At 35.7% G+C, this 24109-nt stretch carries 26 protein-coding genes, 2 pseudogenes and 1 riboswitch; of the genes and pseudogenes, 10 read left to right on the top strand and 18 right to left on the bottom strand.

The window, feature by feature from the left end:
* The first annotated feature begins 54 nt into the window (after positions 1 to 54).
* Positions 55 to 558, top strand: coding sequence for a phosphatidylglycerophosphatase A (locus tag VIG73_RS13145; protein WP_331642726.1), 504 nt, complete (start codon positions 55 to 57; stop codon positions 556 to 558).
* Positions 559 to 600: 42 nt separating this feature from the next.
* Here the strand turns inward: VIG73_RS13145 and VIG73_RS13140 are convergent, their stop codons facing one another.
* The 3 genes from VIG73_RS13140 to VIG73_RS13130 are packed head-to-tail and all read right to left on the bottom strand — an operon-like array spanning position 601 to position 2504.
* Positions 601 to 1374, bottom strand: a complete 774-nt coding sequence (locus tag VIG73_RS13140) for a TIGR01457 family HAD-type hydrolase (RefSeq protein ID WP_331642724.1) — start codon at positions 1372 to 1374, stop codon at positions 601 to 603.
* 25 nt (positions 1375 to 1399) lie between these two features.
* Positions 1400 to 2035: a metalloregulator ArsR/SmtB family transcription factor gene (locus VIG73_RS13135; protein WP_331642812.1), complete on the bottom strand. Its 636-nt coding sequence runs from the start codon at positions 2033 to 2035 to the stop codon at positions 1400 to 1402.
* Between the two features lie 31 nt (positions 2036 to 2066).
* On the bottom strand, positions 2067 to 2504 hold the full coding sequence (locus tag VIG73_RS13130) for a DUF86 domain-containing protein (RefSeq protein WP_331642722.1): 438 nt from the start codon (positions 2502 to 2504) through the stop codon (positions 2067 to 2069).
* Between the two features lie 159 nt (positions 2505 to 2663).
* On the opposite strand from VIG73_RS13130, the gene VIG73_RS13125 reads away from it, so the two are divergent.
* Entirely contained in the window at positions 2664 to 2933 is a 270-nt protein-coding gene (locus VIG73_RS13125) for a hypothetical protein (RefSeq protein WP_331642720.1), read from the top strand.
* Between the two features lie 4 nt (positions 2934 to 2937).
* Here the strand turns inward: VIG73_RS13125 and VIG73_RS13120 are convergent, their stop codons facing one another.
* Positions 2938 to 3204, bottom strand: a complete 267-nt coding sequence (locus VIG73_RS13120) for a YutD family protein (RefSeq protein ID WP_414648417.1) — start codon at positions 3202 to 3204, stop codon at positions 2938 to 2940.
* Positions 3205 to 3360: 156 nt separating this feature from the next.
* On the opposite strand from VIG73_RS13120, the gene VIG73_RS13115 reads away from it, so the two are divergent.
* Together VIG73_RS13115 and VIG73_RS13110 are read left to right on the top strand one after the other, a co-directional pair.
* Positions 3361 to 3888 carry a YhcN/YlaJ family sporulation lipoprotein gene (locus VIG73_RS13115; protein ID WP_331642715.1) on the top strand — a complete coding sequence of 176 codons (528 nt, stop codon included), beginning with the start codon at positions 3361 to 3363 and terminating at the stop codon, positions 3886 to 3888.
* A gap of 34 nt (positions 3889 to 3922) precedes the next feature.
* Positions 3923 to 4900: a M23 family metallopeptidase gene (locus VIG73_RS13110; protein ID WP_414648413.1), complete on the top strand. Its 978-nt coding sequence runs from the start codon at positions 3923 to 3925 to the stop codon at positions 4898 to 4900.
* 41 nt (positions 4901 to 4941) lie between these two features.
* On the opposite strand, the gene VIG73_RS13105 is transcribed toward VIG73_RS13110, so the two are convergent.
* From VIG73_RS13105 to VIG73_RS13075, 7 genes are all read right to left on the bottom strand, one after another.
* Positions 4942 to 5052, bottom strand: coding sequence for a methionine/alanine import family NSS transporter small subunit (locus tag VIG73_RS13105; protein ID WP_331642713.1), 111 nt, complete (start codon positions 5050 to 5052; stop codon positions 4942 to 4944).
* On the bottom strand, positions 5053 to 6579 hold the full coding sequence (locus VIG73_RS13100) for a sodium-dependent transporter (protein WP_331642711.1): 1527 nt from the start codon (positions 6577 to 6579) through the stop codon (positions 5053 to 5055). It lies immediately after the preceding gene.
* 194 nt (positions 6580 to 6773) lie between these two features.
* Entirely contained in the window at positions 6774 to 8321 is a 1548-nt protein-coding gene (locus tag VIG73_RS13095; RefSeq protein WP_331642709.1) for a Na+/H+ antiporter NhaC family protein, read from the bottom strand.
* Positions 8322 to 8446: 125 nt separating this feature from the next.
* A riboswitch (Lysine riboswitch) is annotated at positions 8447 to 8620 on the bottom strand.
* Positions 8621 to 8668: 48 nt separating this feature from the next.
* Positions 8669 to 9445, bottom strand: a complete 777-nt coding sequence (yunB, locus tag VIG73_RS13090; RefSeq protein WP_331642707.1) for a sporulation protein YunB — start codon at positions 9443 to 9445, stop codon at positions 8669 to 8671.
* Between the two features lie 55 nt (positions 9446 to 9500).
* Complete coding sequence (locus VIG73_RS13085) at positions 9501 to 9803, bottom strand: YunC family protein (protein ID WP_331642705.1); 303 nt, start codon at positions 9801 to 9803, stop codon at positions 9501 to 9503.
* A gap of 64 nt (positions 9804 to 9867) precedes the next feature.
* Positions 9868 to 11271, bottom strand: coding sequence for a bifunctional UDP-sugar hydrolase/5'-nucleotidase (locus VIG73_RS13080; RefSeq protein ID WP_331642703.1), 1404 nt, complete (start codon positions 11269 to 11271; stop codon positions 9868 to 9870).
* 12 nt (positions 11272 to 11283) lie between these two features.
* A complete protein-coding gene (locus VIG73_RS13075) occupies positions 11284 to 12099 on the bottom strand; it encodes a sulfite exporter TauE/SafE family protein (protein WP_331642701.1) in 816 nt (271 codons plus the stop codon).
* A gap of 288 nt (positions 12100 to 12387) precedes the next feature.
* On the opposite strand from VIG73_RS13075, the gene VIG73_RS13070 reads away from it, so the two are divergent.
* The 4 genes and pseudogenes from VIG73_RS13070 (at position 12388) to VIG73_RS13055 (ending at position 15845) form a co-directional block, all read left to right on the top strand.
* A complete protein-coding gene (locus VIG73_RS13070) occupies positions 12388 to 12783 on the top strand; it encodes a hypothetical protein (protein WP_331642699.1) in 396 nt (131 codons plus the stop codon).
* 305 nt (positions 12784 to 13088) lie between these two features.
* On the top strand, positions 13089 to 14603 hold the full coding sequence (locus VIG73_RS13065; RefSeq protein ID WP_331642697.1) for a glycine betaine uptake BCCT transporter: 1515 nt from the start codon (positions 13089 to 13091) through the stop codon (positions 14601 to 14603).
* Positions 14604 to 14620: 17 nt separating this feature from the next.
* Entirely contained in the window at positions 14621 to 15277 is a 657-nt protein-coding gene (locus tag VIG73_RS13060) for a hypothetical protein (RefSeq protein ID WP_331642695.1), read from the top strand.
* 144 nt (positions 15278 to 15421) lie between these two features.
* Positions 15422 to 15845 (top strand): annotated as a pseudogene (locus VIG73_RS13055) (DUF2935 domain-containing protein).
* A gap of 535 nt (positions 15846 to 16380) precedes the next feature.
* Here VIG73_RS13055 and VIG73_RS13050 read toward each other — a convergent pair.
* The 7 genes and pseudogenes from VIG73_RS13050 to VIG73_RS13020 all read right to left on the bottom strand — a co-directional run bounded on the left by VIG73_RS13050 (position 16381) and on the right by VIG73_RS13020 (position 22348).
* Entirely contained in the window at positions 16381 to 17115 is a 735-nt protein-coding gene (locus tag VIG73_RS13050) for an ABC transporter permease (protein WP_331642693.1), read from the bottom strand.
* Positions 17116 to 17811: an ABC transporter permease gene (locus VIG73_RS13045; RefSeq protein WP_331642691.1), complete on the bottom strand. Its 696-nt coding sequence runs from the start codon at positions 17809 to 17811 to the stop codon at positions 17116 to 17118. It lies immediately after the preceding gene.
* On the bottom strand, positions 17808 to 18701 hold the full coding sequence (locus VIG73_RS13040; protein ID WP_331642689.1) for an ABC transporter ATP-binding protein: 894 nt from the start codon (positions 18699 to 18701) through the stop codon (positions 17808 to 17810). Before VIG73_RS13040 ends, VIG73_RS13045 begins: the two co-directional genes overlap by 4 nt.
* Before the next feature lie 100 nt (positions 18702 to 18801).
* Positions 18802 to 20076 carry a HAMP domain-containing sensor histidine kinase gene (locus VIG73_RS13035; RefSeq protein ID WP_331642687.1) on the bottom strand — a complete coding sequence of 425 codons (1275 nt, stop codon included), beginning with the start codon at positions 20074 to 20076 and terminating at the stop codon, positions 18802 to 18804.
* Positions 20073 to 20747, bottom strand: a complete 675-nt coding sequence (locus VIG73_RS13030; RefSeq protein WP_331642685.1) for a response regulator transcription factor — start codon at positions 20745 to 20747, stop codon at positions 20073 to 20075. The genes VIG73_RS13035 and VIG73_RS13030 overlap by 4 nt, the downstream gene beginning before the upstream one ends.
* Positions 20748 to 20994: 247 nt before the next feature.
* Positions 20995 to 21678, bottom strand: coding sequence for a hypothetical protein (locus VIG73_RS13025; protein WP_331642683.1), 684 nt, complete (start codon positions 21676 to 21678; stop codon positions 20995 to 20997).
* A gap of 272 nt (positions 21679 to 21950) precedes the next feature.
* Positions 21951 to 22348 (bottom strand): annotated as a pseudogene (locus VIG73_RS13020) (VOC family protein).
* Positions 22349 to 22636: 288 nt separating this feature from the next.
* On the opposite strand from VIG73_RS13020, the gene VIG73_RS13015 reads away from it, so the two are divergent.
* On the top strand, positions 22637 to 23353 hold the full coding sequence (locus VIG73_RS13015) for an ABC transporter ATP-binding protein (protein WP_331642681.1): 717 nt from the start codon (positions 22637 to 22639) through the stop codon (positions 23351 to 23353).
* Positions 23350 to 24102 carry an ABC transporter permease gene (locus tag VIG73_RS13010; RefSeq protein ID WP_331642679.1) on the top strand — a complete coding sequence of 251 codons (753 nt, stop codon included), beginning with the start codon at positions 23350 to 23352 and terminating at the stop codon, positions 24100 to 24102. The genes VIG73_RS13015 and VIG73_RS13010 overlap by 4 nt, the downstream gene beginning before the upstream one ends.
* Positions 24103 to 24109: the final 7 nt, after the last annotated feature.

Here is a 24109-nt window from a genome sequence, read left to right as displayed (position 1 = left end):
ATATGGTATCTTGGGATTATTAATACATTTTCAAAACGACCGAGGTGAGAAGAAATGAATGATGAACAAAAAACCCAAAGTAACCTTGAAATTAAAGCAAGACAATTATTAAAAGAACGTGGTGTAACCATTCAACATATTGCTGAACTCGTCTACTATCTCCAGTCAAGTTATCATGATGATTTAACGATGGAGATGTGTTTAGAAAATGTCGATAGAGTACTAACTAAACGTGAGGTACAGAATGCTATATTAACAGGTATTCAACTCGATAAATTAGCCGAACAAAATAAATTAGAACAGCCCCTGCAAAATATCATTCGCACAGATGAAGGTTTATATGGGGTGGATGAAATTATCGCTTTTTCAATCGTTAATGTGTACGGCTCGATTGGATTTACGAATTACGGATATATCGATAAACAGAAACCTGGTATTTTAAAACAGTTAAATGATCCATCGACTGGCGAATGCCATACATTCTTAGATGATATCGTAGGTGCAATTGCTGCTGCAGCATCTAGTCGATTAGCACATTCATTTGAAAGTAATAAATAAGAAATAAGCAGACCATCAATCATTGGTGGTCTGCTTACATCACTATATATATGGAATCCACTCTTTAAGCGATTTCACGTAATGGGTTGGCTTTGTTGCTAGCGTTTCATATGTTTCAAATGGGGTAACCCCCGTAAACACCATTAATGTATCAATACCTGCATTTAAACCTGCTTTAATATCTGTCTCATAATTATCACCAATAACTAATGTGTCTTTATGATTTGTGCCAACTAATTTTAATGCTTCTTTAACGATGATCTCCTCAGGCTTTCCAATAAACGTTGGTTTCTTCCCTGTAGCGACTGTTAAAACAGACGTTAACGACCCATTCCCTGGGAGCAATCCCCTCTCACTCGGAATGGCTACATCACTATTTGTTGAAACAAATTCCGCTCCACGGTTAAGCGCAAGGCTGCCGATCGCCAATTTTTCATATGTGATAGAGCGATCTAAACCAACAACAACGAAATCACAATTCTCATCGTCGACTAATTGTAGGCCTTCTTTTTTAATGGCGTCACGTAAACCTTCTTCACCAATGACATAACAACGCGCATGAGGTTTTTTACTTTTAATATATGTTGCAGTCGCCATACTCGTTGTACAAATGTTTTGTGTTGTAGCATGAATACCCATACATGTTAACTTATGAGCAACTTGCTCAAGTGTCATGGTTGAATTATTCGTTAAAAAAACATAAGAAAGGTCATTTTCGATTAACGTTTGAATAAATGGAATGGCAGCATCAATGACTTCGTTCCCTCGATACATTGTTCCATCTAAATCAATAATATATCCTTTATACTGTTTCACTTCTCGTCATCCCTTTATACAATCATCATTTGTTTTTAGTAGGAGGCTTGATCACCCATTTGCAATAGTGGTCACCTCTCGTAATCATCGCTGGTGTTTCAACCTGACTACCCGGAAATAAATCCTCATACATTTTTTTCTCATGTCGACACATCTCATGATAATCACATGCTACATTAGCGATTGGACAATGATAATACGTCATCACATACTCACCAGACGCTTTATTTTCTAATTCGACCATATATCCCCGTTTATTTTGAATTTGTGCAATTTCTTTTATACGTTTTTCCAAATCAATATCATCGGTTGTTAATTGTTGTTCGAGTTCGTTTTTCTCTCGATCCAAACGTTTTTCTAATAACGCATGGACCATTTCTTCGCCAGCAAGTTCCTTTAAATCATCTAATAACTCGACAGGGAGCTGTTCATAATGATTTGGATAAAGATTATGCCCCTTTTTAGTCAGTTGATACGTATGATAGGGACGACCAATTTTCTGTTTATGAGTTCTTTTCCGTAAAAACCCCTCTGCTTCAAGTTGTTGTAAATGTTTTCTAACAGCAATTTCCGAAATAGTAAAATGAATCATTAAATCATCGATTGACACATCTTTCTGTTTCTTGAGCGTATCTAATATTTTCTGTTTAACAGATGGCATTCGTTTCAATATGCATCACATCACCTTTTTACTATTCTTTTGAAAACGCATTAGCAACACCCAATTCATTGTCTAAATAGGTTTTTATATATGTGCTAAACTGTTTTAGGACAGATGCATGTTTTTGCATCGTCTCTTTCAATATTGCTTGTTCAACAGTTAAGTAGTCATTAACGAGCATTTTTCTTAACCCGATCACTTCTTTATAGGCTGTTTCATCTGCTTCAGGGATAACCTTCTCGTCGATTAAGATATCGATAATATCTTCATAACTTCCCGGATCACGCATAATAAAGCCATCAATCATTAAGTTACCAGTATCAAGAATCGCTTCGATTATCATGTGGCTCATCCGTTCTAGTGCAAGTTCTTCTAGTCGGGTATCATAACGATGTTTATCTAATACATCTAAATGATTGTCAATATAAGTTACTGTTTCAATGATTTTACTTCGATCTACAAAATACATATATAAATCCTCCCATTGCTTCCTTCTTCTACATATATCATAGCATTAAACGACTCTTGTGACATTATTAATGATGCGGTCGCGCCATAGAAATCCCAGTATTTACATGTGTAAAATTTTTAATTAAAACAAAAAGTAGAACGTGAGGTGATTGTCTAAATGGGTAGAAAAGATAAAGAAAAGTATTCCGACTTTTCCAATGTCGAACAAATGAGAAACCAATTAATTCCCGAAGAATTTCCTGAGGGGACATATGGTTCAGCCATTAACCAGGATGAGCCAGTTGAAGGCAAGTCAACACCTTGGGAAGAAGGTCAATATCGCGATAGTGCTTTTGTTTATCCAGATAGAGAAAGACATGAAGATTTACCAAGAAGAGCAGCCGGAGCACACCCATTAAATAGTCGAGATAAAGATAAAGAGCAGTAGCTATTTAGCTCCCTGCTCTTCCCTTTTTCTTAACGACAAAATAAGCACAACCAAAATTACAGTACTCATAAATATAATCCTGTAATGTACTAATTCTTGTATCGTGTGAAGCTTTTTTATGAAAGTCGTCATAAAAACCTTTAAGACGGAGTTGGTCATAACCCCAATCGCCAACAATATAATCGTATTTCTTTAAAATATCCGAATATCTTTCTTTGAATGCTTCTTCCTGAAACCCATCACGAACATCTTTGACGAGTTCATATGTCATGTCCTCAATTGTAATCAATGCCTTCCCTCCCGACTTTCTCTTCGTTTAGTTTATCACACTTTTCTTCTTTTCTGGGATTAACATGTTTTTTACTGTATGATTTTAAATTTTATTCTCAAACTAATGATTAATAACGAATACAAGAGGCGATATATCATGCAAAAAATAATAATGACGATATTTTTAACAAGCTTTGTTCTATTTGGATGTGATAACGGTGATCAGCGATTAGGTGAACGCGAACACCTAAACAATCAGCTCGATCCAAATTCAACACAAACGGTTGATCCTGACTTTGATAAACGGATTGGCTTTGTTAATTATAAACGTAATCAAATTGAAAATGAAAGTCAAAGACAAATGACAGTCGATCGCTTTGCTTTAGCAGATATGATTACTCGACTTTTATTACAGAATAAAGCTTTCGAAGAAGTTGCAACAGTCGTAACAGGTAATGAAGTATTAATAGCCTATGAGAAACATGATGATTTTGATGAAAAGGAAACCATTGAATATGCCAGAAAAACAGCTATGTCCGTTATGCCACGTTATTTTGACATACATGTATCAGATAACCCTAATTTAATCGATGATTTACAGAGCTTACACAACAGTTTAACAACAGATAAAAATTATCAAAATGTTGTTGACCAAATTATCCACGAAATGAATCAAGGTGAATAAATGTTTCACAAAAGGAGGTAGGGACTAAACATCGATGTATAAGCATATATTATACTTGTTCTTCATTTTAGCCATAGGTCTTCTGTTTGTACCAGCTCCCATCAGTGCTGATATGAAAGATGATGCTATTTACAAGGAGCGGCTTGCATTATATAAGAAAACAGAAGCTATCACACAGCTACCATGGTATTTCATTGCGGCAATTGATCAATATGAAAGGCAAATACACAAAGATTTACCAGACGATCAACTTATCTCTATCAAGATTCCAGACATATTATGGTATGGTCTTGGAAACAATTCGAACGTTCAAGATCAACAGATTATCGCGTTATTTCAAGGTAAAGGAAAAGATGGCAATGGAGACGGTAAAGCAGATATTGATGATCCAGAAGATATTCTATTTACAATGGCGCAGTTAATTTTAGAATACGGTCCAACAGAAGACGATGTAAAAATTGGATTATGGAACTATTACCAAAGAGAACTTACTGTGCAAACGATTAAAAATACAGCGCGTGTCTTTAAAAAATTTCAACATGTACATTTGACCGAACGCGATTTTCCTGTATCTCTACAGCATAATTATAGTTATCGTAGTACATTTGGGGATCGTCGTGGCTTTGGTGGGTTACGAAGTCATGAGGGAACAGATATATTCGCCAACTATGGGACCCCTGTTAAATCAACAACATATGGTGTTGTAGAGATGCTCGGATGGAATTTATACGGTGGCTGGCGAATCGGAATTAGAGACATTTACAATATTTATCATTATTATGCCCATTTAAATGGTTATGCAGATGGTATAAAATTAGGTGATATTGTTAAACCTGGTGATGTACTCGGAAGTGTCGGCTCAAGCGGATACGGTCCACCAGGAACATCTGGAAAATTCCCGCCACATTTACATTATGGTATGTACAAAGATAACGGATATAGCGAGTGGGCATTTGATCCATATCCATATTTACGCCGTTGGGAACGCATGGCACGCTCTAAAAAAAAGTAAACTAAGAAGCTGCTTCACACAGAGGCAGCTTCTCCGATTACTCAAGATTCAGACTTTTTACTTTTACGAACAGCATGGGTGATACTTGCTGTTAAGCCCCCCCATATAATAACCATACCGATAATCATAACGATAATTGAACTCGTACTCATTTATTTAGCCTCCTTCATATCAAAGTCGGTTGCTTCAGGTTTCTTCTTCCACTTTATGAGACTAATAATAATACCAATGACTAACGCTCCAATTGCAACAGACCAACCACTATATATAATAAATGAATCTGGCAGGTTACTATAGTTTCCTGTTTCCGTATCAAAGGTCTTCATAATGTTTTGACTTAGTGAATCATACATCATATACCCTAATATGATTGGTGTAATGACTCCTAAACAAATGGTCCACCATGCACCTAATTGAATATCTGAGACATCATTGGCATGCTGTCTTAAATCGCGTGCTTTACGCAGGATCCAAACAATCACCACGACTTCAACCAAACCGAGCATAGCAACACCGAAACTATTAATGAAGTAATCGACAGCATCTAAAATGTGTAAACCACCTTTTGTCGCATAAATCATAGAAATAACCGCTGCTAAGCCTCCTCCAAATAACACAGCTTTACTTCTAGAGATACGAAATTTATCAACTAAACCGGAAATATACGTTTCCGAAATCGACATTAATGATGTTAACCCTGCAAGGACGAGTGAAAAGAAAAATAAAAATCCAAAGAACCCGTTTAATGCAGGTAACTCATTAATGATTGCTGGAAATACCATAAAAGCCAAACCAACACCAGATTCAACAACATCATTTACGGCTACACCTTGTTGGCCAGCCATAAATCCTAATATAGCGAAAACACCAATACCCGCAAGTAATTCAAAACTCGAATTACCAAAACCTGTAATAAACGCATTGTTCGTTATATCTGACTTTTTAGGTAAGTAACTCGAATACGTAATCATAATAGCAAAGGCAATCGAAAGACTAAAGAAGATTTGCCCGTAAGCTTCTACCCATACTTGACCATCTAAAATCTTACTAAAATCAGGTTTAAAGAAGGCTTCCAGTCCATCCAGTGCACCTGGTAATGTTAAAGCTCGAATGACGATAATTAAAAAAACACCGATAAGTAAGGGAATCATAATTCGGTTAGCAATCTCAATTCCTCGTTTAACACCTAATAAAAGAATTCCTAATATAATGACCCAAACAACGATTAAAGGAATGAAAACATCTGGTACTAAGCTGCCAATTTCTCCTGCACTAGCTACCTGTAGATGATTTAGAAAGAAATTTTTTGTATCACTACCCCATTGTAATTTGAATGAAAATAAAGAATAGGAAATTGCCCAGGCAATAATCACTGAGTAATAAGTAGAAATGACAAATGCGACTAAGACACCCCACCAACCAACAAACTCAGTTTTTTTACTCATTCTGCGAAATGTGAGTGGGGATGAACCACGATATTTATGCCCCAATGTAAATTCCAAAATTAAAATAGGAATACCTGCTGTTAATAGAGCTACTAAGTAAGGAATGAAAAATGCCCCTCCACCATTTTCATAGGCGACAGCTGGAAAACGCCAAATATTACCTAGTCCTACTGCTGATCCAACTGCCGCCAATATAAAACCTGCCCTTGTACCCCATTGTGATCGCTCTTCCATTGCTTCTCCTCCTTTTTATTGTCATATCATACCCGAATAGCGCAATCTTGTAAAACTTAACTATTTTCAGATATATTTGTTTTGTATTATACAAGGACTTATACAAGATGTCAAAGTATTTTTATTGGAAAAAAAGAAACATATTCCTTTGCTATGTTTCTGTAAAGGAATATGTTTTAGCAAATTTTTTTGAATTACGACAATCGCTTACGAAACAGCTGATAGAGAGCTACAATTATTGCTAAGATAAGAATCGATACAAGTAAGCCAAAACCCACTTGATTTGTGAATCCGATAAATAGGTAGCCTAGCCCAGCTGATAATGCAGCAATGATGGCATATGGTAATTGTGTCACGACGTGATCGATATGGTGAACACCCGCTCCGGTTGACGATAGAATTGTTGTATCTGAAATCGGTGTACAATGATCACCAAAGACCGCCCCAGCAAGGACTGCACCTAATGTTGGCAATAATAAACTCATATCCGTTACAACGAGAACATCTACAGCAATCGGTAACATAATTCCGAACGTTCCCCATGACGTTCCCGTTGATAATGACATGATGCTAGCGATAAGAAAGAAAAGAAATGGTAAAAATGCCGTCTGCATCTCCGCTTCTGTAACGAGACTTGCTAAATATTCACCTGTTTGAAGCGTACCAATAACAGATCCTATCATCCAAGCGAGTAGTAAAATAGTAATTGCCGGAACCATTGTAAGCGTCCCTTCTTTTGCGATTTTCACCAATCCAGCTTGGCGTGATGGCAACTTCAAATATAGGCCTAGAGCAACAAGGACAGATAGAATCCCACCTATAAAGAGTGATATATTAACATCCGTATTGGCAAACACCGCCAGTATACTTGTTCCTTCATCGCTTGCCATCCATCCTGTTACAAGCATGCTTGCAATGGTTGTTACTAGTAAAACGACAATCGGAATAAATAAGTGATATGCCTTTCCGTTTGCATTAGCTGTGAATGTATTTGATAAATCTCCAGGTGGCAAACGGTCTTGACTAAGTAACTGACCTTTTTTCAATGCCCGCTCCTCATGTCTTTTCATCGGACCAACTAAAAAGTTTACATAGATAACGACAAAGACGAGAATAAGAGCGATGATCGCATAGAGATTATACGGTATGATTTTAATAAACGCTTCTAACGGTTTATATTCAGTAATTTCTTTAGCAGCGAATAATCCGCCTAATATCCCGATTATATAAGCACCCCAACTTGAAATAGGCGACAACACTGTCACTGGTGACGAGGTGGAGTCTATTAAGTAAGCAAGCTTTGCTCGTGATACTTTATGGCGGTCCGTTAATGGACGTGAAATCTGTCCGACTGCTAAACTACTGAAATAATCATCAATAAAAATAATAAAACCTAAAAGTACGGTCATAAATTGTGAGCCAGTCCGAGTACGAATACGTTTAATCATCCATTCACCAAATGCCCGGCTCCCCCCTGATGCTTGTAAAAATGCAATCATGACACCTAAGAGCACTAAAAAGAGTAATAATAATATATTGCCTGTTTCAATTCCTTCACTACTATAAAAAATAGCAACAAAGACTTGAACAATTTCCTTTAGTGCATCGATTACATTAAATTCATGGATAAATAATGCTCCAATCCCAATCCCTGTTCCAAGCGATAAAAGTACTTTTCGCGTTAATAAAACTAAAACCAGCATGACGAGTGCTGGTATGATTGAATAAAATGTCCCTACCATTTAAACACCCTCCATTATCTCTTTTTACACATTTAGTATGGAGGGTGGAGGATATACTTTCAAAAATAAAAGGCAATGATAGAAAATAACTTGTCATTGCCTGGCAATTAGCGTTATCCTCCATTTCGATCAGTAGTCCTCCATACACAATGTGTATGACAGTGCGCCTCTTATTCAAAGACACCCCAGTAAGTACTAGTTAGACACTTGTATTACTTCGGCAAACAACCCTTTTAGCTATCATCATTGTTGTCATCCTCAGATAGTTTACTCATGTTGCCTGCGCCTCTACCTCACCGACGTGATAAGGTATTATATTTAATTTGTTACCCTTCATTATACACATATTACGGGAGATCTTGCAAGTCTTTTTTTGGAACCGCAATCGATGGCCCCTCCTTTCCACCACCATAGAAATTCGGTACTTGCCCCATGACTAAATGCTTATCAATCATGATCCGTGTTTTTACAGTCGTCACTTCCGTCGTAAAAGGTACAATGATTTGGACATCCGCTTCTACTAAGACATACAGTGTGACAAACACATTATTAATACCAAATTCTTCTCTTTCCTCTTGAATATCCGTGCGAACACTCCCAATCAGTTCTAAATTTACCGGTATCTTGGGGCCTAAATTGGCTAAAATAGCATTTCCTGTTGCTTGACCAATTGGGATTTCTACTACAGTGGGATCTTTTTCAACTAGTTCATCGACCGTATCACCATATATTTCCGGTTCACTTAAGGGATCTTCATAATCTGGTGGTTCCCCACGATTCATACTACGAAAGAATTCTTCAACACGATCAGTTGCCGCCCGATTTATCTTATTAACAACAGACGAATCCCAACCAACAATGGAGACATTACCATTCTGGTCTGTAATCGTTCGGGCAATTTGGTCAAATGTATAATTTTCGGCGAATTTAACAGCCGAATTAATCGCTCTTGTAGCAAATTCGGTTGTCTTTCTTTTAGCAATCTCCATTAGTACTGGTTTAATTTTTGTGTCGATATACCAAATACTAAGAAGTGTACTAATCATCACAAAAAGAAAAGAAATAAATAATAGCTGGCTCATGGGAGGTGGTGTTCGTGATTTAAATCGTGTTCGTTTTCGCATTTTAAAACCCCCTTAACACAAAATTATGCTTGTTTATGGGGGTTTAGAAGGTAACTTATGCAATTTTTAATAACGCTTCTTTTCCGGTCATGCCGACTCTCCAATCATATTCCTTTGAAGCATCAGTAATCATTTCTAACGGTGCATGCAATAAATCATCAATTGTGCGAACACCCGATGCCCTTCCTGCAATCACTTTCCTCTCTTTAAGCCTTTCATTTAGGACGTTAACATCTAAAGCCGCACACATAATATAACCAATTTCATTTGCTATGATTAATAGATTCGTTTTTGGTAATTCAACACGTATAGCCGTAAAGATAATTCCTTCTACATCAAGTGGATTAATTGTAATCATTAAAAAAATCCCCCTTTGTCATAATACACACTATATGACAAAGGGAGATAAACTGTTCAAATACCTATTCATTTGTTCCATAATAAGTCACTAATGTTTCTAAAAGAAGATTTCTTAAAAATTCTGGTAAGAAGTACGTCTTCTGTTTTGCTTGTGATATTTCAGGTAATAACGCACCAAACGTAAACGAATCAGCCGTTGCAATATTGTAAGTTGTATTTTCTTTTAGCGCCCTACCACGAATCGCAACATCTGTTATAATAAGACCTTCTTTTTCATCTGTTATTGGTGTAAATTCGATATCGGAAAAAATCATTTTCCCTAATACTTCACCACGGAAACCAAATCCTTTCAATTTCATCTCAGTAAATGATCGTTTTAATGTTTTCTGGATGACCTTGATTAATTCACTACCATAAATACTGACAATACAAGGATTAATGGGATGTGGACAAATACGGTGTATATCACCATAAGTAATATATCCCGGATTAAAGTCTTCCAACAATAGCCCTGCATTCAACATGGCCCCGTCTGCATTTGTCCATTCTTTTACAGTGTCTGTTAAATATTTCATAATTTCCGTTTCTTTAAACCATCTAACTTCCAAAGGTTCCTCTAAATAAACGACCTTTTTTCCTAAGATATTTTGTGCTTTAAGTTCTAATTGATTAAGCATTTCTTCAGTTGCCAAATCTCTTGGAACATGTGATACGTCGGTAGCGATAGCATCTTTATGGTAAAGCTTTTGTTCTTTATGATCCCAGACAAGATGTAATTCACCAACATAGTAACAGTTTTTTCCAGCTGCCGTTATGAGTGTTTGATGTGCTAACTCTCCTTGTTTAAATAAATGATGGGTATGCCCACCAATAATGACATCAATTTCTGGAAACTGTTTAGCAATTTGTCGATCAACCGTAATGCCAAGATGTGATAATAAGATAATTACATCTACTTCAGACTTTAATTTTTCTATATATTGTTCAAGTGCATCAAACGGTGATGTAATATGCAAATCTAATAAATGATAGAAATCATTGAAGGGCACAGTTAAACCTAGAAAGCCAATTTTCACTCCACCGACTGATTGGACTGTTGTATATCGTCTAAGCCAGTCTGGTTCATCTCCAGCCGTACTATGTAAATTCGCACAAACAACATCAAACTGCGCCTCTTCATATAAATCGAAAAAATCATCCCGTGCTAATGTAATCCCTTCATTGTTACCAAAAGTGACAACATCATAAGCTAAATCATTCAATAATTCTACATTCGCTTTTCCCATACTTGCTTCTGTAATAGGATGAACCCGATCCATATGATCACCGATATCTACAAGATAATAAGAATCACCGTCTATTTGATGCTTTATTTTCTTCCCTTTTAAAAAATTTGCTACACGTGACCATTGTGAAAAATGACTATGAAAGTCATTCGTATAATAGAAATGAATATGTTCTAGCATCTCCTACTCACCTTAGCCCAACCCTTCAAAAATTAATTGTATCCCTACAAGAATTAGTATGATCCGTAAAATCCACTTAACTGCATTTCCTGTTAATTTTTGATTCGTATATGCCCCTAACTTACCACCAATCCATGCCGCTGGAATAAAGACAAGCACATACTGCCAATCAATATGACCTAAAAACACATGTGTCGTTGCACTAAATAAGCTGACAAAGAAGATCATAAACATCGAAGTCGCTGTTGCAATTTGTGGCGGAAAGCCAAACAAGAGAATCATCGTTGGCACCATAATGGCCCCACCACCGATACCGAATAAACCTGATAGTATCCCAACAATAAATGATATGGATATAGCTAGCCACTTATTCACAGCATATTGGTATTCCACTCCATTTAAAGTGAATATCCGTTTTGAACCTGTAGAAATAAATGGCTGTGCCTTTTCTTCACGTTTAATAAATAGTAATAATGACATGACAATCATCAATAGACCGAAATACAATGTAAACTTTTCAGCAGGGACGAATTGATTAAGCCACGATCCTATTATCCCCCCTGGAATACTTCCTAGTAAAAACAGCAATCCAGACTTTTTATCAACACGTTGTTGTTTAATATATGAAATGGTCGATGAGAGCGCTGTAAAGACGATTAACACTAAAGAAATCCCGACAATCGTATGTGGTGTTGCCCAAGAAAAGCTAGGAATGAATTTATGAAGCGCCAGCAAGAGTGGAATTAAAATCATCCCACCGCCTAAACCGACCAAACTTCCGATAAACGAGGCAATCATACCTGCGATTAAACTGATTAAATAAACCAAATGAAAGCTCCTTTTATGAATTTAAGTTACATATCCATAGTAGCATGATTGAAATCTGATTCCTATTAGAATGAGTCTTATTATTGTAAAGAGTCTATGAAGAGAACAAAGAAATTTTATTGTGTTAAAGTAAAGCTTGTATTATGATATATATAACTGATATATGCCTCATTTTATGCTACATGCACTTATATCTTCTACAATAATTCTACTAAAGCCTTATCTTCTTACATCCTAATTCAATGTGAGTGGGGGAATATCTAAAAATATGGAGAAAGGATGGTATTCGTGAGTGAAGCTGTGTTAAATCAAATTTTATCAGGTTTAAAAACGATTAGACAAGATATCCAAACAACGAACAAAAAAATGGATGCCAAGTTCGAACAGATTCATGTGACGTTCGGACACATTGATCAGAAGTTCGGAAAAATCGACCAGAAATTTGAGCAAATTGATCAGAGGTTCGAGCAAATCGATGCGAGATTCGAACAAATGGATCAGCGATTTGATCGCTTAGAAAAGAAGTTGGATGGAATTATGGAACAAGTAGCTACTAATGCTGAAACCTTAAAAACAGTTACAGATCTTCAAGCAAAACAAGATAAGATTATTGAAACGCTTGCCTTTCGTTCCATTGAACACGAAACAGAAATACGTTATTTAAAAGGCGCTGTATTTGCATAACCTTATAAATCGGGTGTCTCATTTTATTTCGAGACACCCGACTTTTTTATGTTTTTTTCATATCATTCTCCGATTCTTTATCAACGTTTTTTAAACCGACAGTTTAAATTTACTGGCTGCTTAGGAGACTATACATTTCCTCCTCAATCCTTTAAAGCATTAATTAATCATGAATTTATCTATGATTTCAGTGCAGGATAAGCATAATAATGTTTATTACATTTTGTTTTAATTAACATTGACTCCTTTATAAGTTAAAAGACTTGTCCATATATTCGTTATATCATCTACAGGAGGAACAAACTTTGAGGAAAATGAGCCCAGTTTTTTTTATCTCAATTACACTTGCCATTTTATTCATTTTGTGGGGAGCATTCATCCCAGAAAACCTTGAAAAAGTCTCATCAGCAATCCAGACATTTTTGCAAGAAAAGTTTGGTTGGCTTTACTTAATCACTGCAAGTGCCATTCTTTTATTCGCTATTTTCCTTGCATTTTCAAAATATGGCAATGTTAAACTAGGCAAAGAAGATGACGAACCAGAATATAGTACATTTAGTTGGTTTGCGATGCTTTTTAGTGCTGGTATGGGAATTGGGCTTGTATTTTGGAGCATAGCTGAACCAATTTCTCATTTTAATATTCCACCATATAGTGTGGGTAATGGTCCTGAATCAGCAGAGACAGCACTCAGATTTTCTTTTTTTCATTGGGGTTTACATCCATGGGGTATTTATGCTGTTATCGCCTTAGCACTAGCTTTTTTCAAATTTAGAAAAGAGGCTCCTGGAACAATCAGTGCTATTTTTTATCCTTTACTCGGAGATCGTATCAACGGTCCGATCGGTAAAATAATTGATACGATTGCCGTTTTTGCAACGGTGTTTGGTGTTGCTACTTCCTTAGGTCTTGGGGCAATTCAAATAAATGGTGGCTTTCATTTTCTAAACGAAAACATTCCGAATGGATTCATAGCCCAATTGATTATCATTGTAGCAGTGACCATTTTATTCATGTTATCGGTTATTTCAGGACTTGGGAGAGGAATTAAGTGGTTAAGTAATGCCAATATTGTTTTGGCTATCTTGCTTATGCTTTTCTTCCTATTCATGGGACCGACGACGTTTTTATTGAACCTTTTTACAACATCCTTAGGTAATTATGTAGAATACTTGCCACGGATGAGCTTCCGGCTATCACCTTTTGATCAAGAAAACAGTGAGTGGATTCAAGGTTGGACCATTTTTTATTGGGCTTGGTGGATTGCTTGGTCTCCATTTGTTGGTACATTTATTGCTCGAGTGTCAAAAGGACGGACTATTCGAGAATTTGTTTTCGGTGTATTAGCCGTTCCTACGTTATTCTGTGCGCTTTGGTTTTCAATCTTTGGTGGTACAGGTATTCATATTGAAATGTTTGGTGAAGGTGGTATTTGGGAAGCAATGAATTTTGGAGAAAACACGGAAATTGCACTATTTGCGACATTACAGCATTTACCTCTAAGTACAATCGCTACAATTGTATCCATTATACTAATCGCTTCCTTTTTCGTTACATCAGCGGATTCTGCAACGTTTGTAATCGGCATGCAGACAACAAATGGCATGCTAAATCCTCCTTTACACGTTAAAATCATTTGGGGATTAGTCCAAGCCGCAGCTGCTGCGGTTCTACTATGGTCAGGTGGTTTGAATGCTTTACAAACAGCATCCATTGTATCTGCATTTCCGTTTGTGTTTATTTTAATATTCATCATGATCTCTCTTCATAAAGGATTAAAAGACGAACAAATTATAAAGAAAAATAGGAAAGTATTTTAAATGGAGGGAACATCACAATGAAACTGATTAATGTCAGAAAAGGACAATTTGTATATTATCAAAACAAATTACACAAAGTTTACTCAGTGAAACCCTTTTATAGACAATCCGTTCACCTTATTCGACTGGAAGATTTAGAGCAACAACTCGCGACAGCTAAGGAAATTGATTTATATAAGCCAAAACATCTCGACAGTTTTGTATGTAATCATACGCGCTATACTCTAAACAAGGATGTACGTGCAAAAGTTGGGGACTATATTTTAGTCATTCAACCACGCCCTGATTCACTTGACCGCCATTATCTCCATGCGATTGAAATGGTTTCTATCATTGAAGAAGAAGGAATCGTCAGTCATAAATCAAATGGCATTAAGCATCATGAATATTGGGTGATGGAACCTGGACTAGCCGAAAATGCTACGATTATTGATAAACAGGTTCCTGATTCTGATGACGCTCATCAAGAGCGTACAAAAGAAACATTTATGCCTGAAACACGAACACCGAAAATCGGTGATATATACCAAAAAAATGATAGTGACCCTGTCATGCAAGCCATGGTTATTGCTATGGAGGGAAATACCGTCTATCTAGGTGGAAATTTAGAAGTTACAATCGACGAACTCATCGATTCAAACAACTGGACGTATATGCATCAAGCCCATCACTGATTCCGCTCACAGAACGGGGTGCTTTTCTGGTGACAATGCGGACATAGGGGCAAGCAATTTCCCTGACAAAACAAGTTCATTCATACTCCTCTTTATCTGTGAATACAGCTTAAAAGAAGTCATAAATAGGGAAGATATTGAGATATGCAATTTTATTATGGAAATCAGATGCCTTTAAGGGTATTAGATGAGTGTGAGTTTTGGAAGCATCAAGAAGAACATACCGTTGCCAATCGGAAATTAGTAAAAAACTTAGAAAAAACATGTAACCGCCTTACATGAATGGCAAAAAGCACTAAATGAGACTCAGCAACGAGTCGTACGCTTTATTGAAACAGTGATTCGTTCAGGAAATGTTATCACACCATCTTTGTATGAGGATGTTTTAAGATTAGTCTCCTTTTGCTTAGATCAAAGTCAAAAATTCATTGATCTGTGTAGACAAATAAAGAATGAAAGTGAAGTCATCAAAAATAATATGACTGCCAAAGTTGTTTTAAATCACATTATCGTAGAATCTGAATATTATATGGGGATTGCCCAGACAATTCTATATGACAAAGCTTAAGTAATGAGCTGTCCAATAAGCTAACTGACAAATGGACGCTCTTATTTTTTGTCTTGTTTAAGGTTTACACTATTATCCGCTGAAATATGTTAACCAACTATGATTGAAATAGCTAATACGATATAACTCATTAATGAAGGACAGACTTATACCTCATTGAAACATCTAATGTGATGTAACTTATTGCTGAAGGTTAGACTTATAACGCATTGAAGCTTCCAATGTGATGTAACTCATTGTTGAAAGAGAGACTTATAACGCATTGAAGCTCCTAATGTGATGTAACTTATTGCTGAAGGCCAGACTTATAACGCATTGAAGCTCCAATCCGATGTAACTCACGCCGATAGATCAGACTTGTATATAATTGATGGTGCCCTCATTGGACAAAACATAAAACACCGTCAGATCTATAAAAATATAAGGAAACAAAACAGCGGAGATTCTCCAAACTTTCTCCGCGTATTTCATTTCAGATGCCTTTCAACATCCCGCTTCCATCTATATAGAGAAATAAAATCACTTGCTATGCTATTCAAGAAATTGATTTCCGAAAAAATGTAAGTAACCCAAGAGCAAAGAATATAATAAAACTTCCACAAGTAACCAATAAAAACTGTGTCAACGGCACGAAAAACATTCCCGACTCATCATTCACATACATCATAAAAAATGCTTGTGCCCAAGGGTAATACGGACCGAATCGTTCTGAGTTAATTGCTAAAATAGATGGCAAAGTCAATACAACATTTATCGTAAACGCAACAGCAAAACTACGCCAGTTCATCGCGGCCCACAATTGAATCGCGATCATCGGAAATGTTGCTAACCAACCACCTATAATCATCTTCAATACAACTAGCAACGGAAACGCTTCTTCATAGCCATTGATTGTTCCAGCAAGATAAACAACGATTCCATATGTTAATTGAATGGCTAGGACGATTAATGCGATCATAATAAATTTCACAACGTAAATATTTGCACGATTCACAGGCAGTGTAGCGAGTTGTTTCCATCCTCCAGCCTGATGTTCATAACGGCAGATTATTCCTGCAATAACACCTGTTACAAGTGGTAAAAATAAAAGCGCATAAGGCAAGTTCATAAACAAAAGTAACATATACCAAGGGTCGGCTTCATCGATTTCTTTAAACATCGGATTCATAATCCCAATCAATAATGATAATAATGGCCCTACCAAAAGCAAACCATAAACTTGCGTCCTTCTCAGCTTATGCCATTCTGCTTGTAAAAGAGAATACATCATTTACTTCACATCCCTTCTGTAAAAATCGTAAATTCCAATAATAAAAATAATTAAACCAAACATCATCCCTAATCCGACATTCAGCCGTGGTTCTGGTAATAATACCCATTTCCATGGTGTCCAGTCTGGTAACGAATAAGCGGAATATGTTAATAAAAACTGGACAATGCCAGCAGTAGTTGGAATCGACGGTGTTCTACATACGAGTGATAGCCAAAGCTGAAAAGCCAAAATTGGCATCACAGCAAACATAGGATAAAAGCTCTGCCGAAGTAACTCTTTGATTGGAACAGCCTGAGTGAAATCAAGCGTCAGCCCATATATAAAAGTAAAAATTGCCAGAAGAAACGAGGCAACAGCAAGAAAAAAACTTACCGTTAAAAACTTAGCCGTGTATAATCCTATCTTTGAAATCGGCAATGCTAATTGTTGTTTCCACGCATTCGTTTCATCTTCTATATTCGCAATTTGATACGTTAAAATCGTAACACCAAGAACAATCGCTATCGGAATAAAGGATTGTACATTGAGTAAATAATAACTCCAATCATCTTCACTTAAGGACAATAAATAATCCTTGCGAACGCCATAGTTCACCATTTGTAAAGCGACAACACCAAATGCACCAAGACATGCTAGGAATAGAAACCCTTTACGACGGATTTTTATAAATTCTGCCCGCATTAATGTCATCATTGTTTATTCGCCCCATTCACCATTTGTAAATATATGGACTCAAGAGAGCGTTTTTCCTCCTCAACACGATATATACTTATATCATGTTGAACAAGCTTAGCAATTAGCTGGGCAACTTCTTGATCCGTTTGACTTTTCGTATATAGCCATTCATCCTTAACCATGCCTCTGATTAGTTTTTGGGCTTGAAACATATCACTTACGCGTAAACGGATACGACTTTTAGCAAGTTTTCGTAACTCCGACATATTATTTTGATAAATTAATTTTCCTTTCACAATGACCCCTATTGTTGTGGCAACTTGTTCAATTTCTGATAGCATATGGCTTGAAACAAGAATCGTTATGCCTTGATTTGCTAGATTTTTCATCAATGTACGGATTTCAATAATACCTTCTGGGTCGAGACCATTTGTAGGTTCATCTAAAATTAACAATTTAGGTTGATGCAATAAAGCCGCAGCAATCCCGAGACGCTGTTTCATCCCAAGCGAGAAACCTTTCACTTTCTTATCTGCGACATGCTTTAAACGGACCAACTGTAACACAGCAGAAATTCTCTCTTTCGGTACTTGTAATACTTTACGTACAACTTCTAAATTTTCATAAGCTGTTAAATGTGGATAGTACGACGGATTTTCAACGAGTGAACCAACATGATGTAATATTTTGATACGATTTTGTTTTAAGTCCTGACCGAAAATGCGAATGTCCCCGCTTGTCGGATATGTTAACCCTAATAACATCCGGATTGTTGTTGATTTTCCTGCACCATTAGGCCCAAGAAATCCGTATATGTCTCCCTTTTGAATATTTAAATGAACATTTTCTACCGCTTTATGTTTATTAAAAGCTTTTGTTAAATGTTTTGTTTCTACAATATATCCCATGAATTGTCACCTCATAGTTAACTATACGGAATAGAGGTTAAATTCACGGTATGCTTTGTTTAAATTTCGTTTAAAATAAAAAATAAGCCACCAGAGTGACTTATTTTCCAATACGGACTGTTGTCCCTTCTTTAGAACTAGCTATTTCCACTTGTAAATCCATTTTATCAGCCATTAAACGAACAATTGACAAACCTATTCCTGCACCTTTTGTTTGCGCATTGGTCTGAATCCCTTCTCCGTTATCTTGAATAATAACAGCATCTACACTAACTCTGATTCCAACATATTTACCTTTGTCTGCATGCCTTAATACATTTTGTAATAAATTATCAATGATTCGCTCGAACCATATGGCATCAACTGTCCACATTGCTTGTGTTGTTTTAAGTTCAACATAAAATCCGGCTTGCTCAAAGGCAGGATACCATGATGCTACAATTCGATTAACTAACCGATCAATGCGTACGTCTTCTGGTTTATAAAGCATTTTATCAGCCGTTAGTAACGTATAGGCCATTAAATTCTCTATTAAAGCACTCATCTGATCAATCGACGCATCAATTTCCTTTGTTTCTTTCTTATCAAAGTGACGTAGCTGTGCGCGCATTTTTGTAAGTGGTGTTTTCAAATCATGTGATAAATTAGCAATTAATTCTCGGCGAAGTTGTTCCTCACGTCGCTCTTGTTTTTTTGCCTCTCGCAACTCATCAACCATCTGATTAAACGCTAGTTCCACTGCACCAATTTCATCTTTTTTCTTCACTTCGATTTTAATGGGTAATCCGTCTACTTCACGAACCGTCATTGCATTTTCCAGTTGAACGAGACGTTTTAAAATACGTAAAAAGAAAAGGATTGATACAAAGATAAATACAATGAATAAGACAATCGCAATAATGATAAATCGGTCATCAAGTTTATTCGTTTCAAAAATCGCACGATCGATTTCCAGTACTGCAAAACCATTATCTAAATCGTCGCCAATAAATTGGATCACTGTAAACGGATCACTGTCATATCGTGATTTAATAAATTTTGTTGTGCGCATCGCATCCCACTGTTTTGGTAAGTCATCACCGTCTTTTCGGTACCATTGCTTTTTTAACATACCACCTCCATCTACATAAAAGAAGCTTGCTGATGGATACTCATGATGCCATTGCGTTACAACATTTTCTAATGTTTCCGGAGATGCATGTTTCATATCTTTAGCCCAACGTTCCTCAATATCTACACTTGTTGGTTGCTCTTTGAATAATCGATCGACATTTATCGTGAGCATATACAACATAACTACTATTTGAATAAAACCGATGGCAAAGAGAAATAAGAATATATATTTTAATAAGAGAGAACGTCTTATTTTTTTCATGTTCTTACCCGATAGCCAATCCCACGCACTGTCTCAATAATCGTTGGGTGGGAAGGATCCTTTTCAATTTTCTCACGTAAATAACGGATATGAACCATCAACGTTTTATCCCCATCTATGTACGGCTCTTTCCATACCGCTTCATATAATTGTTCCTTCGTTAATATTTGCTTTAAGTGCGTAATAAAATATTGAAGCAGTCCATACTGTGTCTGTGTTAAAACGATTTCTTCACCAGCATCCATATCAACAACTTGAAAGTCTTTTAAATCGATTTTTAGATGTTGTAAATAAAGTACATCATCTTTTTTATTAAAACGTCTGAGCAATACTTCAATTCGTGCTATGACTTCAGCGGGGTGAAATGGTTTCGTCACATAATCATCTGCTATCTGTAAACCATCCAATTTATCATCTAACATCGATCGAGCTGACAATAATAAAATCGGAAGTTCAGTGTGTTTTCGCTTTAATTTTCTTGCAATCGAAAAACCGTCTAACCCCGGTAACATAATATCAAGAATGACAGCATCGAATTCAACACTTTCCCCACTTTCTTCAAATGCTTCAAATGATTCATACGCATAGACGTCATACCCATATTCAACCATTTCCTCTTTTAACCAAGAGGCAATCTCTGGCTCATCTTCAATATATAAAATTCGTGTCATTGAATCACTTCCTACTTGCATGCTATTATTTAATACTTTCGGTTATATCGTATCATATTTAGTTTAGTGCACTATTTATTAAATCATGGTAAATATAAAAAAAGAATTATATCTGAACATTGATATAATTCTTAACACCCTCTTGCATGTTCCTCCTTAAAATAACTTATCTCAAATAGGATTCAAGCTATTAAATAATAAAGCGGGCTACATGACTTATTTCGGTTTTTTAAAGTTAATTTAATTTTTATATATCATTATCATTTCCACTTTCTAGCTGTTCAACTAATTCATATTCAACAGAGATGGATTTGCTTTTTGGTTGAATTTGCATGAGTTTTTCCATGATTTGTTTCCGTTCTTGAGATGATAAAGAATCTATTAATTGAAGTTCGACTATAATAACACCGTTTCCGATATTATAATGGCTACTAACATCTACAATGTTATCAAGCTGATAAACCTTATCGTGAATAGTATCGCGTTCTTTTTCCAATTCCGATTCAGAATAACCAATTCGACCTACGACCTCGCTATTACCAGGTAATTGATTCACTAAATCAATGGCTGCTTTAGGAATCTCTCCTTTAAATCCGAACCATGCTCCTCTATTTTCATTGAAAGTAGCTCCAGTAAATGTATCAGGATAAGTTTCTTCAAGTTCATTCGCTACACGGACAAAATCACTCTGCCAACCGAAACGCTCAATCGCTTCCTCCAAAGTAATCCCTTCACTTTCAGCTATTAATGTCAGATCTTCTAGCTCTTCATTCGTGATTTCTTGATGTTTATCTGCTTTATCATTTGATATAACGATCCTCTGTGTGTCTAATTCAGTTTGTTTATCCGATTCTTCGGCATAATAGGAAGGCAATTTCAGCGCAGTAGCGATTAAAGCAATAACTAAAACAGTTAAAAGCTTTTTATTCATTTTTCGATTCCTCCCCCTAATGTTATAATATTCCGAAAACTAACTCAAGATATCATCCTTTGCTTTTATCTCACCTCTTTACTCAAATATTCACTATAGGAATTTATATGACTTTTCTTTGTTGAATATAGCTTAATATCATTATACATTTTTCTGAAATGTTTTTCATCTAAGAAGCAGCTTAGTAATCATGCTTCTCGATATATTGTTTTGGAAGCTTTTTTAGATGGTGTTGAAGGTATAGTTTCTATAGTTGAAGTATTTCATTTATCCTAGTGAGGCGCTACCAATTCAACTTTTATTCGATCTGGGTCTTCAAAATAAACCGCATAGTGTTCCTCTCCACCTGCAAAAGGATGCTTTTCTGTGTAAAGAATTTGAACGTCTTTTTCTTTTAATTTACTAGTTATGTCATCAACGTGTTGACGTGATTTTGCATAAAAGGCTAAATGATTTAAGCCTACTCTTTTCCTATGGTATGGAATATCTAAAAAACTTTCATCTGCTTGAACAAAAACGATATATGTTCCCCCCTTTTAAAGCTTTGTCCACTTTTCCATTGCTGATAAGGGTTGTAACCTAACTCTCCTAAAAACCAGCTCCAAAAATCACATGACTTTTTTATATTCGAAACGTACAATTCTATATGATGAATCAGTCTGTATGACAATGAAAGCCCACCTGCTTCAATACGATATTGTTATAGTTTTCGAATAAAAATTTCACCATTCTATTTACACATCTTCTAACCGTTTCTCTCCCAATATATTTCTATCATTAGCATTGTGATTTTTAAATTCTTCAAATATTTGCTGTAACACCTATAATTGTATCTCATTATATGTACTGAAAATTTAAATATCAAGGCTCTTTATTCATTTTTAAAATTAAATTGAACGTTTCTTCTCCGTCGTTTGTATAGTTAGTGAAGGCAAGAATAGAAAGGAGACAATTAATCATGCTGCAAATAGAAAATCTTGTAAAAAGATATGACACCAATACTGTCTTGGACGAAGTTTCAGCAACATTTGAAGAAGGAAAATGTTATTTACTACTCGGAGCAAATGGTGCTGGGAAATCTACTTTAGCAAAATGTATTGCAGGTGATGAGGGATATGAAAGTGGTTCAATTCAGTGGCATAACTCATCCACTAATGTATCGGACATCGTCGCTTTACAATATCAATTTTTTAATAGTTATCCACATTTAAAAGTACGAGAGGTCATCCAATTATTCCAACGTCTAATTGTAAATGCATACGATATCAATGAACTTTACACATTATTGGATGTTTCATCATTTGAACAAACACTAATAAAAAATATATCAGGCGGACAACAAAAAACACTCTCTATTATTCTGGCATTTTTATTAAATAAAAAAATCATCATTCTTGATGAACCTTTTGCAACTTTAGACTTGCAACGAAAAAAAGTCTTTGCTGAATTTATAAAAAATCAAATACACCAAGATCGTTTATTCATTATCATTAGCCATGAAATTGCAGGTTTTGAAGATTTGTTTGATTCCATACTGATTTTACACAATGGAAAAATCACGGAACAAGGAACAATGAATGATTTGAGAAAGAAGTATAAGGAGACTACTTTTCCAGGAATCGAAGGTATTTATTTTGAAGTAACGGGGCAAGTGTTAGGAGGGTATAAGAAATGACCAATCAAATTGCACGAAGTTTTATCTTAGAACAAGTTCGAAATAGAGGAGTACTTTTTGGAAACTTGTTTCCAGCATTCATATTTATTATTTGTTCATGGATATCCAAAATCAGTTTAATAAATAATCCAGATACGGTAGACTATTTGATAAAAGGACAATTCTTACCCATTTCATTGATGATGCTTCTTTTCACATTTTCTCTGTCAGGAGCAACAATCTATTTAGCGGATTTGAAAGCCAACAAAACATACCATTGGTTAAAACGAACGAATGTGTCTCCATTTACCTATTACTTCGGTATGGGGATTGGTGTTTTCCTATTAATGAATGTTTCATTAGTTTTTATTTTATTAGCATATGCCATCATCATTCACATTTCATTACCATCCTTTTTCATTATTCTATTAATATGTAACTTTGTATTTCTAGCATTCTATCCAACCAGTTTTATCTTAGCTGGTATCTTCAAGAATGGAAAAATTGCACAAAGCATGCTTGTTCCGGTTTTAATTACATTCATATTTTCAATTACAATGCCATCCATGTTTTTAACAATTAGTGGGAAAAACCCACAAGACTATTATATTTTTCTTAGTTGGAATCCAATGCTGTATTTAAATGATATGTTACAATATCAACTCAATATAATACATGATATGTGGCTATCCTACGGCAAATATGCAGTTATTTTATTATTCTTTAGCTTTGTACTCAGTCTATTAGCGAAAAAAACATATCAAAAGTAGGTGGAAA

It is taken from the genome of Cerasibacillus sp. (genome assembly GCF_036516575.1).
Taxonomy (GTDB): domain Bacteria; phylum Bacillota; class Bacilli; order Bacillales; family Amphibacillaceae; genus Cerasibacillus.
Note: the sequence above shows the minus strand (reverse complement) of the source record. Positions and strands in the feature narration are given on the sequence as shown.